This is a genomic window from Sphingomonas chungangi, assembly GCF_013778325.1.
Classification (GTDB): Bacteria; Pseudomonadota; Alphaproteobacteria; order Sphingomonadales; family Sphingomonadaceae; genus Solisphingomonas; species Solisphingomonas chungangi.
Map to the genome: position 1 here is coordinate 287,640 of NZ_JACEIB010000006.1, position 13,186 is coordinate 300,825.

The 13,186-nt window shown below is 65.3% G+C and carries 19 protein-coding genes; 8 read left to right on the plus strand and 11 right to left on the minus strand.

The genetic code is table 11. The features are described from left to right. Positions 1-21: 21 nt before the first annotated feature. Together HZF05_RS09635 and HZF05_RS09640 are read left to right on the plus strand one after the other, a co-directional pair. Complete coding sequence (locus HZF05_RS09635) at positions 22-660, plus strand: YbhB/YbcL family Raf kinase inhibitor-like protein (RefSeq protein WP_160365850.1); 639 nt, start codon at positions 22-24, stop codon at positions 658-660. After that, positions 641-982: a hypothetical protein gene (locus tag HZF05_RS09640; protein ID WP_160365851.1), complete on the plus strand. Its 342-nt coding sequence runs from the start codon at positions 641-643 to the stop codon at positions 980-982. The genes HZF05_RS09635 and HZF05_RS09640 overlap by 20 nt, the downstream gene beginning before the upstream one ends. 7 nt (positions 983-989) lie before the next feature. Here HZF05_RS09640 and HZF05_RS09645 read toward each other — a convergent pair whose 3' ends face one another. Together HZF05_RS09645 and HZF05_RS09650 are read right to left on the minus strand one after the other, a co-directional pair. After that, complete coding sequence (locus HZF05_RS09645) at positions 990-1,175, minus strand: ComEA family DNA-binding protein (protein WP_160365852.1); 186 nt, start codon at positions 1,173-1,175, stop codon at positions 990-992. Then, positions 1,172-1,690, minus strand: coding sequence for a cupin domain-containing protein (locus HZF05_RS09650; protein WP_160365853.1), 519 nt, complete (start codon positions 1,688-1,690; stop codon positions 1,172-1,174). Before HZF05_RS09650 ends, HZF05_RS09645 begins: the two co-directional genes overlap by 4 nt. Positions 1,691-1,762: 72 nt before the next feature. On the opposite strand from HZF05_RS09650, the gene HZF05_RS09655 reads away from it, so the two are divergent. The 3 genes from HZF05_RS09655 (at position 1,763) to HZF05_RS09665 (ending at position 4,031) form a co-directional block, all read left to right on the plus strand. Further along, positions 1,763-2,593, plus strand: a complete 831-nt coding sequence (locus tag HZF05_RS09655) for an aldo/keto reductase (RefSeq protein WP_160365854.1) — start codon at positions 1,763-1,765, stop codon at positions 2,591-2,593. Between the two features lie 90 nt (positions 2,594-2,683). Next, positions 2,684-3,148, plus strand: coding sequence for a DUF4126 family protein (locus HZF05_RS09660; RefSeq protein WP_160365855.1), 465 nt, complete (start codon positions 2,684-2,686; stop codon positions 3,146-3,148). Positions 3,149-3,161: 13 nt separating this feature from the next. Further along, a complete protein-coding gene (locus HZF05_RS09665; protein WP_220129783.1) occupies positions 3,162-4,031 on the plus strand; it encodes a formate/nitrite transporter family protein in 870 nt (289 codons plus the stop codon). Positions 4,032-4,155: 124 nt separating this feature from the next. Here HZF05_RS09665 and HZF05_RS09670 read toward each other — a convergent pair whose 3' ends face one another. The 4 genes from HZF05_RS09670 to HZF05_RS09685 all read right to left on the minus strand — a co-directional run bounded on the left by HZF05_RS09670 (position 4,156) and on the right by HZF05_RS09685 (position 6,841). Further along, entirely contained in the window at positions 4,156-5,481 is a 1,326-nt protein-coding gene (locus tag HZF05_RS09670) for a PQQ-dependent sugar dehydrogenase (protein WP_160365856.1), read from the minus strand. Continuing rightward, positions 5,478-5,900, minus strand: a complete 423-nt coding sequence (locus HZF05_RS09675) for a DUF2231 domain-containing protein (protein ID WP_160365857.1) — start codon at positions 5,898-5,900, stop codon at positions 5,478-5,480. Before HZF05_RS09675 ends, HZF05_RS09670 begins: the two co-directional genes overlap by 4 nt. A 217-nt stretch (positions 5,901-6,117) precedes the next feature. Continuing rightward, positions 6,118-6,537 carry a low affinity iron permease family protein gene (locus tag HZF05_RS09680; protein WP_160365858.1) on the minus strand — a complete coding sequence of 140 codons (420 nt, stop codon included), beginning with the start codon at positions 6,535-6,537 and terminating at the stop codon, positions 6,118-6,120. 67 nt (positions 6,538-6,604) lie between these two features. Continuing rightward, positions 6,605-6,841: a hypothetical protein gene (locus HZF05_RS09685; protein WP_160365859.1), complete on the minus strand. Its 237-nt coding sequence runs from the start codon at positions 6,839-6,841 to the stop codon at positions 6,605-6,607. A 16-nt stretch (positions 6,842-6,857) separates the two neighbouring features. Between HZF05_RS09685 and HZF05_RS09690 the strand changes: the two genes are divergently transcribed. After that, the gene (locus tag HZF05_RS09690; protein ID WP_281367505.1) at positions 6,858-7,301 is read left to right on the plus strand and encodes a DUF3429 domain-containing protein; all 444 of its coding nucleotides are present in this window, start codon (positions 6,858-6,860) and stop codon (positions 7,299-7,301) included. A gap of 224 nt (positions 7,302-7,525) precedes the next feature. On the opposite strand, the gene HZF05_RS09695 is transcribed toward HZF05_RS09690, so the two are convergent. Then, positions 7,526-7,933 carry a hypothetical protein gene (locus HZF05_RS09695; protein ID WP_160365861.1) on the minus strand — a complete coding sequence of 136 codons (408 nt, stop codon included), beginning with the start codon at positions 7,931-7,933 and terminating at the stop codon, positions 7,526-7,528. A gap of 293 nt (positions 7,934-8,226) precedes the next feature. Here HZF05_RS09695 and HZF05_RS09700 point away from each other — a divergent pair, with 293 nt between their 5' ends. Next, on the plus strand, positions 8,227-8,634 hold the full coding sequence (locus tag HZF05_RS09700; protein ID WP_160365862.1) for a hypothetical protein: 408 nt from the start codon (positions 8,227-8,229) through the stop codon (positions 8,632-8,634). A gap of 64 nt (positions 8,635-8,698) precedes the next feature. Here HZF05_RS09700 and HZF05_RS09705 read toward each other — a convergent pair whose 3' ends face one another. The 4 genes from HZF05_RS09705 to HZF05_RS09720 form a co-directional block, all read right to left on the minus strand. Further along, entirely contained in the window at positions 8,699-9,820 is a 1,122-nt protein-coding gene (locus tag HZF05_RS09705) for an NADH:flavin oxidoreductase/NADH oxidase (protein ID WP_160365863.1), read from the minus strand. Between the two features lie 72 nt (positions 9,821-9,892). Continuing rightward, positions 9,893-10,483 carry an NADPH-dependent FMN reductase gene (locus HZF05_RS09710; RefSeq protein WP_160365864.1) on the minus strand — a complete coding sequence of 197 codons (591 nt, stop codon included), beginning with the start codon at positions 10,481-10,483 and terminating at the stop codon, positions 9,893-9,895. A gap of 60 nt (positions 10,484-10,543) precedes the next feature. Further along, complete coding sequence (locus HZF05_RS09715; RefSeq protein WP_160365865.1) at positions 10,544-11,371, minus strand: alpha/beta fold hydrolase; 828 nt, start codon at positions 11,369-11,371, stop codon at positions 10,544-10,546. Positions 11,372-11,419: 48 nt separating this feature from the next. Continuing rightward, complete coding sequence (locus HZF05_RS09720) at positions 11,420-12,118, minus strand: pirin family protein (RefSeq protein ID WP_160365866.1); 699 nt, start codon at positions 12,116-12,118, stop codon at positions 11,420-11,422. A gap of 101 nt (positions 12,119-12,219) precedes the next feature. Here HZF05_RS09720 and HZF05_RS09725 point away from each other — a divergent pair, with 101 nt between their 5' ends. After that, a complete protein-coding gene (locus HZF05_RS09725; RefSeq protein WP_160365867.1) occupies positions 12,220-13,137 on the plus strand; it encodes a LysR family transcriptional regulator in 918 nt (305 codons plus the stop codon). Positions 13,138-13,186: the final 49 nt, after the last annotated feature.

Below are 13,186 nucleotides of genomic sequence, written 5' to 3' on the forward strand. Positions count from 1 at the left end.
GCTGAGAATGAAGAGGCTCTGATGCTTGAACATGTTCCCGCCTGGCTCGGCGGTCTGCTGCGCGACCGTCGTGCCGGCCACGCGAAGCTCGTTGCGGCCGACCCGAAGATTCGACTGGGTGTCGACACGATCGATCTGACCAGCCCGGCATTCGCCCCCGGCGGACGCCTGCCCGTCCGCTTCACCGCGGACGGCGAAGGCATCTCGCCGCCGCTGCTATGGGGAGACGTCCCCGAAGGCACCGCCAGCCTGGCCCTGATCGTCGAGGATCCGGACGCCCCTGCCGCCAATCCGCTCGTCCACGCGATTATCTGGGGCATGCCTGCCGACGAGCGCCGGGTCGCAGAGGGCGCGATCGTCGCCGACGGTGCCGGGGGCCCGGACGGCAACGTCGGCCGCAACAGCTTCCTGCGCGAGGGCTGGTTGCCGCCCGATCCGCCGACGTGCCATGGCGAGCACGACTATGTCTTCCAGTTGTTCGCGCTGTCCGAACAGGTCGACCTCGGCGCGAGCCCGGGACGCAGCGCAGTCGTCGATGGGATCGCGGATCGCGTGCTCGCGGCTGGAGTGCTGGTCGGCACATACTCGCGAGACCAGCCCGCCGCGGTCGGAGCTGCCGAGGCTGGCCAGGTCGGAACCGGTGCGATCGCGACCGGCTGATCATTACCCTGTCACGCCCGATGGCCGCTATTTCGTCGTGCGCAGTCTGCTCTGGCGCCGCGCCAATCCGCGGCTCGCCGACGACGTGCGGCAGTCGCCGGTCAAACGGCTGATGGAAGGGCGACGCGCCGTCGCAGCCGCTTTGCGGAAGAACGACCACGTTGCGCTCCAGGCTGCGCGCGAGACGGTCAACGCGGCCAAGGTCGCGCTGGGCGAGCGCGGACCGGTCTGGTGGGAAGATGGCGAGGATCTGAACCGCCGGCTCGTCCGCAACACTGGCTACGCGGAATGGTATGCGCGGCTCGATACTGGCGCCGAATGAACCGCGCTCAGTCGAACGAAACGATGCCTTCGAGGCCCGCTATCTTTCCTGTGAGGCCCGGTACCTGCTCGAGCTGTCGGAGTTGCTCGAAGCGTCCGCGTTCATCGCGGTAGCGCACGATTTCGGAACCGTGCCCTTGGAGCTGTGGCACTGCGTCGATCTCCTCAGCGGTCGCCGTGTTGATGCCGATCATCGGCTCGGGCTCCATAATTCCATCAGCGGTCCCGCATCCCCGGACACTGGATCTCCTGTGGGTAGCGGCACGTCGGCGATCCGCTGCAGCGTCTTTTCGTCCGCGGCATCCCGGCGGACGTCCCAGTCCTGGCCGTCGGGATAGGCTCCGACCAGGAGGAAGCCAGCGCTGGCCTCGATCCGGCAATGGCCCGTTCCGGCGGGCAGGACGACGAGATCGCCCGCTTGGATCGTTGTCGTTCGACCGTCCTCGCCGCCGAGCATCAATTCGGCCGACCCGTCGGTACAGGCGAGCGCCTCGTGCGCGGTCGAGTGGTAGTGATGGTAAGGAAAGACGCCGTCGCGCCAGTCAGGCCGCCAGCCGTGGCCACGCAGCCTGGTTTCGATCGCTTCGGGATTTCCGGTCGGCACCACGTCCCGATAGATCAGCACGGGCAGGGTCGGATTGTTGGGTACCCAGCCGTTTGGCTCGAGCAGGAAGCTCTCGGGGTCTGTCCGCGCAGGATTGTCCGGCATCTCGTCCTCCGCTCCTTGCAACGCGAAGCTTCCGCGGATGGTCCATAACGGTTTCCAGGCGTTGGGCCTTTCATGAGGACGATCAGCTTTCCGGATGGTGCCGTCGTGCCTGCTCTCGGCCAGGGCACATGGATGATGGGCGAGGACGCGGCGAAGCGTGCGGACGAGATCGCGGCGCTCCGCGAGGGCGTCGAGCTCGGCATGACGTTGATCGATACGGCCGAGATGTATGGCGAAGGCGAGGCCGAGCGCCTGGTCGGCGAGGCGGTCGCCGGGATGCGTGACAGGGTGTTCCTTGTCAGCAAGGCCTATCCGCAAAACGCATCGCACGCGCGCCTTCGTCGGGCGTGCGAGGCCAGTCTCGAGCGTCTGCGGACCGATCGCCTCGACCTCTATCTGCTTCATTGGCGGGGCGGCATGCCGCTGGCCGAGACGATCGAGGCCATGGAGCAGCTCGTCGAGACGGGCCGAATCCTCCGCTGGGGCGTCAGCAACCTCGATGTCGACGACATGGAGGAGCTGTTCGAGGCCGGTGGATCGGCCTGCTCGACCGACCAGATCCTCTACAATCTCGGCCGCCGGGGTCCCGAGCATGATCTGCTGCCGTGGCTGACGGAGCGTCGCGTGCCCGTGATGGCGTACAGCCCTGTTGAGCAGGGGCGGCTGCTGTCCAACCCTGCCCTGCGCGATGTCGGAGAGCGGATGAAGGCGGCGCCGGCGCAGGTCGCACTTGCATGGGCGCTCCGGCGGCGCGACGTGATCGTTATCCCCAAGGCCTCCTCGATTGCACACGTCCGCGAGAATCGCGCCGCGGCCGACCTCGAACTGGCATCCGAGGAGATCGATGCGCTCGATCGTGCGTTCCCTCGACCGCGCGGCCGCGTGGCCCTCGAAATGCTGTGACCCGGCCGCACGCCCGTTCCTATGGCAAGTGAACCAGACAGGCCGATCGCTGTTTCTGTGTCCGGAAGCCGTTTCGTCGAGGAGTATCGCATGCTTCGTTCGTTTCTCATCGGGCTGGTCGCCGGCCAGCGTGGCATGACGCCGCTCGCCGTGGTGGCGACCGCTACTCGGAACGGCTCGCTCCCGCCGGAACTTCCCGCCCAGGGCCTGCTCAAGCACCCCGTCGTTGCTGCCGGAACCGCCGCGCTGGCCGCCGCCGAGATGGTGGGAGACAAAATGAAGTCCGCGCCGGACCGGATCGTGCCGATCGGTCTTGTCACCCGCGCGATGACAGCCGCCTATGCCGGCGCCGCCCTTGCCCCGCGCGACCGGCGACTGCTCGGCGCGGCCGTCGCGGTCGGAACGGCGCTTGCCTCTTCCTATCTCGGCTGGCGCCTGCGCTGCGCGGCGATGGCGCGGTTCGGCCAGACGGCCACCGGTTTCGTCGAAGACGCCGCCGTCCTCGCGGGTAGCCTGGCGGTGACGCGCCTCCCGGCCACGGCCGCAGCAGCCTGACGGAACGTGCCGCATGACGATCGATCCCAGCGCCGAGGATGCCGATGCCGAGGATCGCGAGAGCGGGCCATCCGAGGGCCTGTCCGACCGTGAGGCAGAATCGGTCGCCGAGCGCAAGGCGGGATCGGCAAAGGTCGTGCACGAGGTCATCCGCCTCCAGGGCGACGAGGAGCTCGATCGCCCGGTCCTCTCGCTGCTCTTCTCCGGGTTCGCGGCGGGCGTCGCGATATCCGTCTCGGTCCTGGCAGAGGCGTTTCTCGTTCTGGCGCTGCCGCACGCACCATGGGCGAAGCTCGTCGCCTCGTTCGGCTATTGCGTCGGCTTCGTCATCGTCATCATCGGGAATCTCCAGCTCTTTACCGAAAACACCGTGACCGCGGTGCTGCCGATCGCCACGCACCCGACCCGTCGCAACCTGGGGCGCCTCGCGAAGCTCTGGATCACGGTGTTCGGTGCCAACATGGCCGGTACGCTGCTCGTCGCCGCACTCATTGCCGGCGGCGCGATACTCTCACCCGAGGCACGAGCGGCTGCGATCGAAGTCGCGGCTCCGGTCGCCGCGCACGACGCCTGGCACACGCTGCTGCTCGGCATGCCGGCCGGCTTCCTCGTCGCGAGCATCGCCTGGATGATGCCCAATGCCCGCGGATCGGAGTTCTGGATCATCGTGATGATCACCTATGTCATCGCGATCGGCGGTTTCAGCCACGTCGTGGCCGGCTCGACCGAGGCATGGCTGCTCTGGCTTGCAGGCAGCATTGGCTTGGGGAAGGCCGTCATGGGCTTCATCTTGCCCGCGCTGGTCGGCAACATCATCGGCGGGACCGGCCTGTTCGCCGTGATCGCGCACGGCCAGGTCCGCAGCGAGATCAAGCCGGGCTGACGGCGTCGCCCGGCTCCAGGCTCGCGCATTTCTAGCAGCAGCCAGCGCGACGGGGCAGCCATTCGATTGAGATCGTCGCAGACGAGGAACCGGGTGCACCTCGGCGCCCGATCCATTGTCCGGATCAGCGCCCGCTGATCCGCCAGACGGCGTTCCCGAGATCGTCGGCGACGAGCACGGCACCCTGGGCGTCGGTGGCAAGGCCGACGGGCCGCCCATGTGCGGTCTTCCCGTCGGTCAGGAAGCCGCTCAGGACGTCGACGGGTTTTCCCGAAGGCCGGCCGCCGGCGAACGGGACGTAGATGACCTTGTAGCCGTTGAACGGATCGCGGTCCCAGCTGCCGTGCTCGCCGATGAAGGCGCCGCCCCGATATTGAGCCGGAATGGCATTGCCGGTGGAGAAGGTGACGCCGAGCGGCGCGACATGGGAGCTCAGGCCATAGTCGGGCACGATCGCCTTCGCGACGAGATCGGGCCGCTGGGGCATGACCCGCGGATCGATGTGCTGGCCCCAATAGCTGTACGGCCAGCCGTAGAAACCGCCGTCGCGGATTGAGGTCAGGTAGTCGGGCACGAGATTGGGGCCGAGCTCGTCGCGTTCGTTGACGACCGCCCACAGGACATGGCTGGTCGGCTCGACCGCGAGGCCGACGGGGTTGCGCGTGCCGGTCGCATAGAGGCGATGGGCACCTGTGACGCGGTCGACCTCCCAGATCGCGGCTCGCTCGCCTTCCGCGACCATGCCGTTCTCGGCGATATTGCTGTTGGAACCGACACCGACATAAAGCTTGGTGCCGTCGGCGCTCGCCGTGAGGCTCTTCGTCCAGTGATGGTCAATCGGTCCGCCCGGCAGATCGGTGACCTTCACCCCGGGGTCCGTCATTTTCGTCTGGCCCGGCGTGTAATGGTAGCGGATCAGTGCATCGGTGTCGGCGATGTAGAGGTCGTTGCCGACAAGCGCCATCCCGAAGGGCGAATGTCGCCCTTCCAGGAAGGAGAACCGCTGGTCGGCGATGCCGTCGCCGTTCGTGTCCCGCAGCAGCAGGATGTTGTTCGGCGCCTTGGGACCGAAGCTCTTCGCGTGCGCCTGGATCAGGCCCATCACCACGTCCTTCGGGCGATTGACTGGCGGCTTCGGACCATCCGACTGCGCGACGAGGACGTCACCGTTGGGCAGGACGAAGACCGACCGGGGATGAATGAGCCCGGTCGCGAACGGCTGGACCTTGAGGCCTGGCCCGGCGGTTGGCATCTCACCATTGGTCCAGGGCTTGGAGGTCGCCGTCTTCATCGGCGGCAGGAGATATTCGTTCGGCTCGGGGAGCGCCGGGTTTGGGCCGATCTGGGTGTCGGGAGAGGCGACCTGCTTGTGGCAGCCGGCCGCCGCCAGTATCAGGGTGACTGCGAGGAGGGTGCTGCCGTTCCTCACGATCGAATCGAGGCGGCTCATGCGACCAACTCCTGACGCGGGGTGGCGAAGCGTTCGAGGAGTTCTATCGCCAAGAGCAGCATCACCGCGATCACCGATAGGGTCAGGCCTGTCGGCACAACGGAGGTATAGCCATCCCGGCTGTGCACGAAGGCGTTGAAGATCGAGAGGATCAGCACGATCGCATAGCCGATCCGCGAGACCATGCTCGGCCAGAGGCCTTGGACGAACGCCTGGAAAAGCCCGACCAGGACGATGACGAAGGCGGCGAGCAGGCCGATCGTGAGCAGCCAGACCGACGCGGTTTCCCATGTCATGTTGTAGGATCTGGCATAGACGATGTCGGCGAGGAGCGTCAGAACGAAGCAGGATGCCGGAAAACTCATCAGGCTCGAGAAAAGCGGTCGGCGGACCCTGACGCGATGAACGTCGGACGGCATGCTATTGTCTCCACCTTGCCGCCCACTTGTGAGACGTTCCGAGCCGGTACGAGGTTCCTCCGCCGAAGGTGCACACCCATCCGACGGTGAAGATGTCGATCGTGATCAACGCACCGGAGGACGAGCGTGGGCACGGAGGCGGCGCTCGATCGATTTCGAATGACTGGCCATTTTCGCCATCGGCGTCGACGCAATAGCCGAAGAGCCTCGGCTAGGGTTAGAGCCTGCCCAGGAGATTCTTCACGCTCGTGTGTGGCGTGGTGCTTCGGCCGCCATCAGCAGGCTGTCCGTCGCATTCATCCTCGAGGATCTTACGGATCTTCTCGATCTGCTCGTCGGTCAGGTGTTCGATGCCGATGAAATGCTCGCGCGCTTTCTCGACCGCACGCAGCAGTTCGTCGAGCTTCGCCTGCATCGCTGCTCCGTCGCGATTCTGGCTGTTCTGGATCAGGAAGACCATGAGGAAGGTGATGATCGTCGTGCTGGTGTTCACGACCAGCTGCCATGTGTCTGAATATTGGAACGGTGGCCCGCAGACGGCCCAGACGACGATCAGGGAAGCGGCGAGAACGAAGGTGATGGGCTGTCCTGCCCAATAGGCGATGCGGCCTGCGATACGGGTGAAGATCTGGTCCATGTCAGCGGTCCGACTGGAGGAGTGTGGGGCGGCAACGCTCGGCTTGCTCCATCGGCAGCGTGGGTCTTCATTCTAATTGCATCGGAACGCGGAAGGCACCCGTGCCAGTTCCGAGTTGCTGGGTTCCGTTTGCTGGTGTCCTGTTCAGATCGGCGGCGCATCGTCCGGCGCTACGAACCGAGCCGTCCCATCGGTCGGCTTCCTCGGCAAACACATGCGAGCCGACATTGCCTTCCTGACGAAATCGCGCCGCCCTATCGAGGCAACCTCCGTCAACGGTGGGTCGTTCGGTGCAGATGAACATGTCTCGCTCCCGGACGATGGTTCCAACTACCAGCAGGGTTTTTGGCTATGGTCCGATGCTGCCGTTTGTATTTGGTGCTCTCGGCACATGGTGCAGCCCGCGGTTGAGCCCTGTCGCTATCGGACTGACGGTTATCTGGGGGTCTTTGATCATGGCTTTTCTCGGCGGGGTCCGACGAGGATTCGGTTTCGGCGATCCGTCCGCATCCACCAAAGCCGAGATCCTGACGATGATCCTCTACGTGACCATCGGCGGCATGGCATCGATCCTCGGCTCCCTGAGATTCATGCTGTCGTCGGTGCTGCTGCTTGCCGTCGGATACATCCTGGTACTCATCGCAGATGCCCGCGCAGCCAAGTCGGGAGATGCGCCCGCTCATTTTGCGATACTTCGGCCGCGCCAGATGAGCATCGCCGTCATTTCGCTCCTGGCTATTTGCGTCAATCTGATCGAGAGATAACGAGGACGCCCGGCGCCAGTTGCTGGCAATCCCAAATATTCAGGCGCTGTCGAGCAGGTCCAGTCGGCTATCTCCCCAAGAGCGAGGCGATCGCGGACTACGGCACGGTAGCGACGCTCTTTTTGTCTGCGGTCGAGAACGCCCGAAAACGCCGTGCGGTGCATTTCTTCTGTTCAAGAACGAAACGAGGCCGGGCGCCATCGCCGCCCGGCCTGTCATCATCTCTATTGGGGACCGCCCGACGAACTGGTGCTGCTGCCGGTCGATCCGCCCGACGTCGTCGGGCTCATGCTGCCTGACGAGGTCGTGCCGGACGAATGGCCACCCGACCTGCTTTTTCCTTTCGTCGAGGACGAGCCATTGCCTCCTTGAGTGTTGAGGCCGCCGCTCGCGTCGGGGCTGCTCATCGAACCGGTGCCCATCGTGGAGCCCATGGACCCATTCTGGTTCGTCGGGCCGCTCATCCCCGGCTGCGTCGACGTTCCCGCCTGTCCGGAACCCATCGTGGAGCCCGCGCTGCCGGTCGACCCCGCCATGCCCGAACCGCCGGTGCCGGCCGAGCCGCCGCTCTGCGCCAGAGCCATGGCGGGCAATGCCGCGGCCGCGGCAGAGATGATCAGAAACTTACGCATGTTAGTCTCTCCTATTGGTTCAATGAATTAGGCCACCTCAACAATCGTGCGGGAAAATAGTGCCGACCGAAACGCGGCCGATACGACGACGAGCAAACGTCGGTGGGGCGTCGGCCATGAAGGACTGGGAGCGTGACTTGAGGACTTTCAGCCTGCTGTCGCGTTCTGCTGGGACAGGGACGAAGATCTCGGACTCAGCCCGAAGATCGTGGAGAACCCTCGGGCGCAAGACATATATAACGGAAACACCCGCCTGGCCTGCTCGTATTCTCAACACAGGATGGAAACGAACCATGCTCACTAGGCTCAGGGAACTGCATTCTGAAATTCGCGAAAAGCTGGCTGAACTCGACCAGCTCATCGCGAACGATCAGCCACAGGTCGACAGGTTGATGCAAGTCAGGCACGCGCTCACGCGGGCAAGCCGCGCCCGCACGAAGCTTCTGGAAACCGAAATCTATCCCCGCCTCCTGTCGGCAAAAACTTCGACACACATGGAAGGCGTCCGGCGTTTGCAGGAGGAGGGCAAGGCCGACCTAATGGCATCATCGCAGCATATCGGCCGATGGAGCCTGCGCACGATCACCGAAGAGTGGAACCAATATCGCAGCGCTTCCAACGCTGTGCGGATCGCCATGCGCAGGCGGATCAAGGCCGAGCAGGAGCTTCTGTATCCGCTTTTGGCGCAGCTTCCGGCATGAGGCCATGCCGTGCCCCAAGGACAAACACGGCAACAATAAACACAGACGGCGGCGGTCCCCGAACCTATCCTCCTAATTTAGGGTCCTGATCGAAAAGCGATCGGAATTGGCGAGGCTGCGACCGAAGATACTGGTCAGGCGCGTGCACGGACGCCCCGAGATGCGCCGCCGCATGCCATGGCCAACGCGGATCGTAGAGGATGGCGCGAGCCAGCGCGATCATGTCGGCATCGCCGGTCCCGACGATCGCCTCCGCCTGTTCGAAATCGGTGATCAGGCCAACGGCGACTACGGGAATCCCGACCGCCTGCTTCACCGCGCGCGCCAGTGGAACCTGGTAGCTGGGCCCGACGGGGATGGCCTGCGTCGGATCGAGACCCCCGCTCGAGACATGGATGGCCGAGCAGCCGCGCGCTTCCAGCGCCTGCGCGAATGCGACCGTTTCCTCGATCGTCCAGCCGCCCTCGACCCAGTCGGTGCCCGATACGCGCACGGTGACGGGCCGCTCCGGCGGAAAGGCGGCACGCACCGCGTCGAAGACCTCCAGCGGGAACCGCATCCGGTTCTCCAGCGAGCCGCCATATTCGTCCTCACGTCGGTTCGAGAGTGGCGAGAGGAACTGGTGGAGGAGATAGCCATGCGCCGCGTGGATCTGGACCGCGTTGAGGCCAAGTCGGGCCGCGCGGCGGGCGGCGTCGGCGAAGGCGTCGCGCACCCGCTCCATACCGGCGCGATCGAGCGCGACGGGCGAGTTTTCGCCGCTCGCAAATGCGCGCGGCGAAGGAGCTAGCGTCTGCCAGCCATTGGGCTGTCCCGGCGCAATCTGACGGCCGCCCTTCCACGGCAGCTCGGTCGATGCCTTGCGTCCGGCATGGGCCAGTTGGACGGCGATCGGGATCGATGACCATTTGCGTACGCTCTCGATGACTTTCCCCATCGCGGCTTCGGTATCGTCGTCATACAGGCCGACATCGCCGTAACTGATGCGTCCCTCGGGAAGGACGGCCGTCGCCTCGATCGTCAGCAGTGCGGCTCCCGACTGTGCGAGATGGCCGAGATGGATGACGTGCCAGTCGGTCATGCAGCCATCGACAGCCGAATACTGGCACATCGGCGCGATCACGATCCGGTTGGCGAGCGTCAGTGACCCGACGGTCAATGGCTCGAACAGCTTTGCACGGCTCATGTCGGTCTCCGGAATGTGAGGGGGAAGTCGTTGGATGGTCTGCGGTCGAGAGAGAGGGGGGGCCTCGACCGGTCAATAGGGAGGCTTCCGCCGGGCACGTTGCAGGCGAGCGGCATCCGTCCACCAGGCGAGATCGTCTGCGAAGCGGGGAAATACTCGCTCGAGCGAGGCTCCGCCATCCCCGATCGGTTTCGCATCGGCGTCTAAGGCATGCCCGATGCCGCCGACCGCGATTGAGCTCGATATCACGACCATGCCCATCTCGGAGAGCGTGCCGTGCCAGGCGGTCGCGGCACGCGCCCCGGCGAAGCGGCCGGCCGAATAGCTCGCGATGGCTGCCGGACGCCAATACCATTCTTCCAGGAAGTGATCGGTCAGGTTCTTGAGGCCCGGTTGGATGCCCCAGTTGTATTCGCCGGTGACGAAGAGGAACGCGTCCGCCGTCCGAATCTTCTCGGCAAGCGCCTCAAGGGCCGCCGGCGCCTCTCCCTTCGGATATTCTTTGTACATGCGGTCGAGGATCGGAAGGCCGACCTCCTTCGCGTCGATCAGCTCCGGGTCGGCGCCGCGCGCGCGGAGCGCGCGCACCAGATAATGGGCCAGCCGGATGCCCTGCCGGTCCGAGCGGTAGGAGCCGTAGAGCACGAGAATGCGGTCGGCCATCGTCAGATCCCCAAATGCGTGGCGGCGCGGCGGAACTCGCTCCGCCGCGCCGCGCTAGCCTCAGCCTTCGACGAAGGCCAGCAGATCGGCGTTGATCACGTCGGCGTGCGTGGTCGGCATGCCGTGCGGATAGCCGGGGTAGGATTTGAGCACCGCACCCTTCACGATCCCGGCCGAGAGCTTGCCCGTGGTCGGGAAGGGGACGACCTGATCGTCCTCGCCGTGCATGACCAACGTCGGGACGGCGATCGCCTGGAGATCCGCGGTGAAATCCGTTTCGGAAAAGGCCGCGATGCCGAGCGTGTGGGCGAGGATTCCACCCATCATGCCCTGTCGCCACCAGTTGAGCCGGACGGCCTCCTTGATCTCGGCGCCCTCTCGATTGTAGCCGAAAAAGGGCAGCGTGAAGTCGTAGTAGAATTGCGAGCGGTTGGTGGCGGTCTGCTCGCGGACCATGTCGAAAACGTCCATCGGAACGCCATCGGGATTGCTGTCGGTCTTGACCATGATCGGCGCGACCGCGCTCACCAGCACCGCCTTGGCGACGCGACCGGGCTTGGCCCGCGCCACGTAGCGCGCCACCTCACCGCCGCCGGTCGAGTGGCCGACGTGGATCGCATTCTTCAGGTCGAGCGCATCGGTCAGTTCGATCACGTCGGCGACATAGGTATCCATGTCGTGGCCGGTCGCGGACTGGGTCGAGCGGCCGTGTCCGCGCCGGTCATGGGCGATGACGCGATAGCCCTTCTGGAGGAAGAACATCATCTGCGCGTCCCAGTCGTCCGAGCTCAGCGGCCAGCCGTGGTGGAACATAATCGGCTGGGCGTCGCGGGTTCCCCAATCCTTGTAGAAGATCTCGGTCCCGTCCTTGGTGGTGATCGTCGGCATGGTTATTCTCCCTGATGAAAGTGTCGGTGAAGCGGTACAGAAAGGTGCTCAGGCGGCGTCGACGAGGACGATCTCGGCATCCTCGATGGCGGTCACGCGAAGGCTGGTCTCGTCGCTGACGGCGGCGCCGTCGCGGGCATCGATGCGGACACCGTTGATCTCGATTGTGCCGCTGGCGGGGACGAGATAGGCATGGTGTCCGGGCTCGAGCGGATAGTCAGTGGTCTCGCCGGCCTTCAGCGTCGCGCCGAGCACGCGGGCGTTGGTGCGAATCGGCAGCGCGTCGGCGTCGTTGGCGAAGCCGCTCGCCAACGTCACAAACCGGCCCGAGCGATCACCCTTCGGGAAGGGCTTGGCGCCCCAGGAAGGGGCTTCGCCGCGGCCGTTCGGCTCGATCCAGATCTGGAAGATCCGGGTGGTGCCGGGCTCGCGATTATATTCGGAGTGGCGGACGCCGGACCCGGCGCTCATCACCTGGACGTCGCCCGCCTCGGTGCGGCCGATATTGCCCAAGCTGTCCTGATGCGTGATCGCGCCGTCGCGGACGTAGGTGATGATCTCCATGTCGGCGTGGCCGTGCGGCGGGAAGCCGGTGCCGGGCTCGATCGTGTCGTCGTTCCAGACTCGGATCGGACCCCAGCCCATGCGGGCCGGATCGTAATAGCCTGCAAACGAGAAATGATGCTTGGCGTCGAGCCAACCGTGGTTGGCGCCACCGAGGTCGGCGAAGGGGCGGCGTTCGATCATTGGGGCGTCTCCATCCTGGCGGGTGCCGTTTCGATGAAGCCAAGGTGCCGGCGATCAGGGCTTGACGAAATAGAAATGATGGAATTGTATCGTTTCCGAAAATGACACGTCGTCTTCCCGATCTTGAAGCCTGGGCGATCTTCGCGAAGGTCGCTGAACTGGGATCCTTCGCGCGCGCCGCGCAGGAACTGGGCCTGTCGAATCCGACCGTCTCCAAGGCCGTCGCGCGCCTGGAGGCACGGCTCGGCGTGGCGCTGCTGGCGCGGACGTCGCGGCGCCTGTCGCTCACCGACAGCGGGCGCGGCGCCCTCGAGCGGGCGACGCGGATCCTGCGCGAGGGCGAGGCTGCGGAGGACGAGGCGGCCGAGCAGTCCACGATCCCGCGCGGCCGTGTCCGGATCAGCGCGCCGCTGTCTTTCGGAATCGGCTATATGGCGGCGACGCTCCCGTCCTTCATGACAGCCTATCCTGATGTCATGCTCGATTTCGCGCTGAGCGACCGGCAGGTCGACCTCGTTGCCGACGGTTTCGATCTGGCGCTACGTATCGCGCGTCTGGAAGACAGCTCGTTAATCGCCCGACGGCTGTGCACCGTACGGCTGCTGCTGGTCGCATCACCCGCCTATTTAAACGCGCACGGTCGAACGACCCATCCCGCGCAGCTCGCCGGGCATCGTGCGCTGATCTACACGGGCGGCGCTTCGCCCGGCATCTGGCGCTTCACCCATCCGCAATTCGGCGAGGAGACCGTGCAGCCGCCGCCGCAGATGTGGACGGACAATGCCGATATGGTGACGCCCGCGCTGATCGCCGGGCAGGGGATCGGCATTCAGCCCGAATTCCTCGTGTGGCAGGAGCTTCGCGAGGGGAGACTCGAGATCGCGATGCCTGAATGGGCCGTCCCGCCTCTGGCCCTCCATCTGGTCATGCCAAGCTCGAGCTTGCGGCCACTGCGTGTCCAGGTCGTGATCGACCACCTTGTGGCGACCTTGTCGTCCGCGCCTTGGGCCGCGCATTAGCCGCGGTTGGACGGCCAATGCCGGTCTGTGCAGGGAAGCGAAGCTATCT

Coding starts and splice junctions, on each gene's coding strand:
- HZF05_RS09635 (WP_160365850.1), top strand. CDS start 22: ATGCTTGAACATGTTCCCGCCTGGCTCGGCGGTCTGCTGCGCGACCGT.
- HZF05_RS09645 (WP_160365852.1), bottom strand. CDS start 1,175: ATGATCGGCATCAACACGGCGACCGCTGAGGAGATCGACGCAGTGCCA.
- HZF05_RS09650 (WP_160365853.1), bottom strand. CDS start 1,690: ATGCCGGACAATCCTGCGCGGACAGACCCCGAGAGCTTCCTGCTCGAG.
- HZF05_RS09655 (WP_160365854.1), top strand. CDS start 1,763: ATGAGGACGATCAGCTTTCCGGATGGTGCCGTCGTGCCTGCTCTCGGC.
- HZF05_RS09660 (WP_160365855.1), top strand. CDS start 2,684: ATGCTTCGTTCGTTTCTCATCGGGCTGGTCGCCGGCCAGCGTGGCATG.
- HZF05_RS09665 (WP_220129783.1), top strand. CDS start 3,162: ATGACGATCGATCCCAGCGCCGAGGATGCCGATGCCGAGGATCGCGAG.
- HZF05_RS09670 (WP_160365856.1), bottom strand. CDS start 5,481: ATGAGCCGCCTCGATTCGATCGTGAGGAACGGCAGCACCCTCCTCGCA.
- HZF05_RS09675 (WP_160365857.1), bottom strand. CDS start 5,900: ATGCCGTCCGACGTTCATCGCGTCAGGGTCCGCCGACCGCTTTTCTCG.
- HZF05_RS09680 (WP_160365858.1), bottom strand. CDS start 6,537: ATGGACCAGATCTTCACCCGTATCGCAGGCCGCATCGCCTATTGGGCA.
- HZF05_RS09685 (WP_160365859.1), bottom strand. CDS start 6,841: ATGTTCATCTGCACCGAACGACCCACCGTTGACGGAGGTTGCCTCGAT.
- HZF05_RS09690 (WP_281367505.1), top strand. CDS start 6,858: ATGGTTCCAACTACCAGCAGGGTTTTTGGCTATGGTCCGATGCTGCCG.
- HZF05_RS09695 (WP_160365861.1), bottom strand. CDS start 7,933: ATGCGTAAGTTTCTGATCATCTCTGCCGCGGCCGCGGCATTGCCCGCC.
- HZF05_RS09700 (WP_160365862.1), top strand. CDS start 8,227: ATGCTCACTAGGCTCAGGGAACTGCATTCTGAAATTCGCGAAAAGCTG.
- HZF05_RS09705 (WP_160365863.1), bottom strand. CDS start 9,820: ATGAGCCGTGCAAAGCTGTTCGAGCCATTGACCGTCGGGTCACTGACG.
- HZF05_RS09710 (WP_160365864.1), bottom strand. CDS start 10,483: ATGGCCGACCGCATTCTCGTGCTCTACGGCTCCTACCGCTCGGACCGG.
- HZF05_RS09715 (WP_160365865.1), bottom strand. CDS start 11,371: ATGCCGACGATCACCACCAAGGACGGGACCGAGATCTTCTACAAGGAT.
- HZF05_RS09720 (WP_160365866.1), bottom strand. CDS start 12,118: ATGATCGAACGCCGCCCCTTCGCCGACCTCGGTGGCGCCAACCACGGT.
- HZF05_RS09725 (WP_160365867.1), top strand. CDS start 12,220: ATGACACGTCGTCTTCCCGATCTTGAAGCCTGGGCGATCTTCGCGAAG.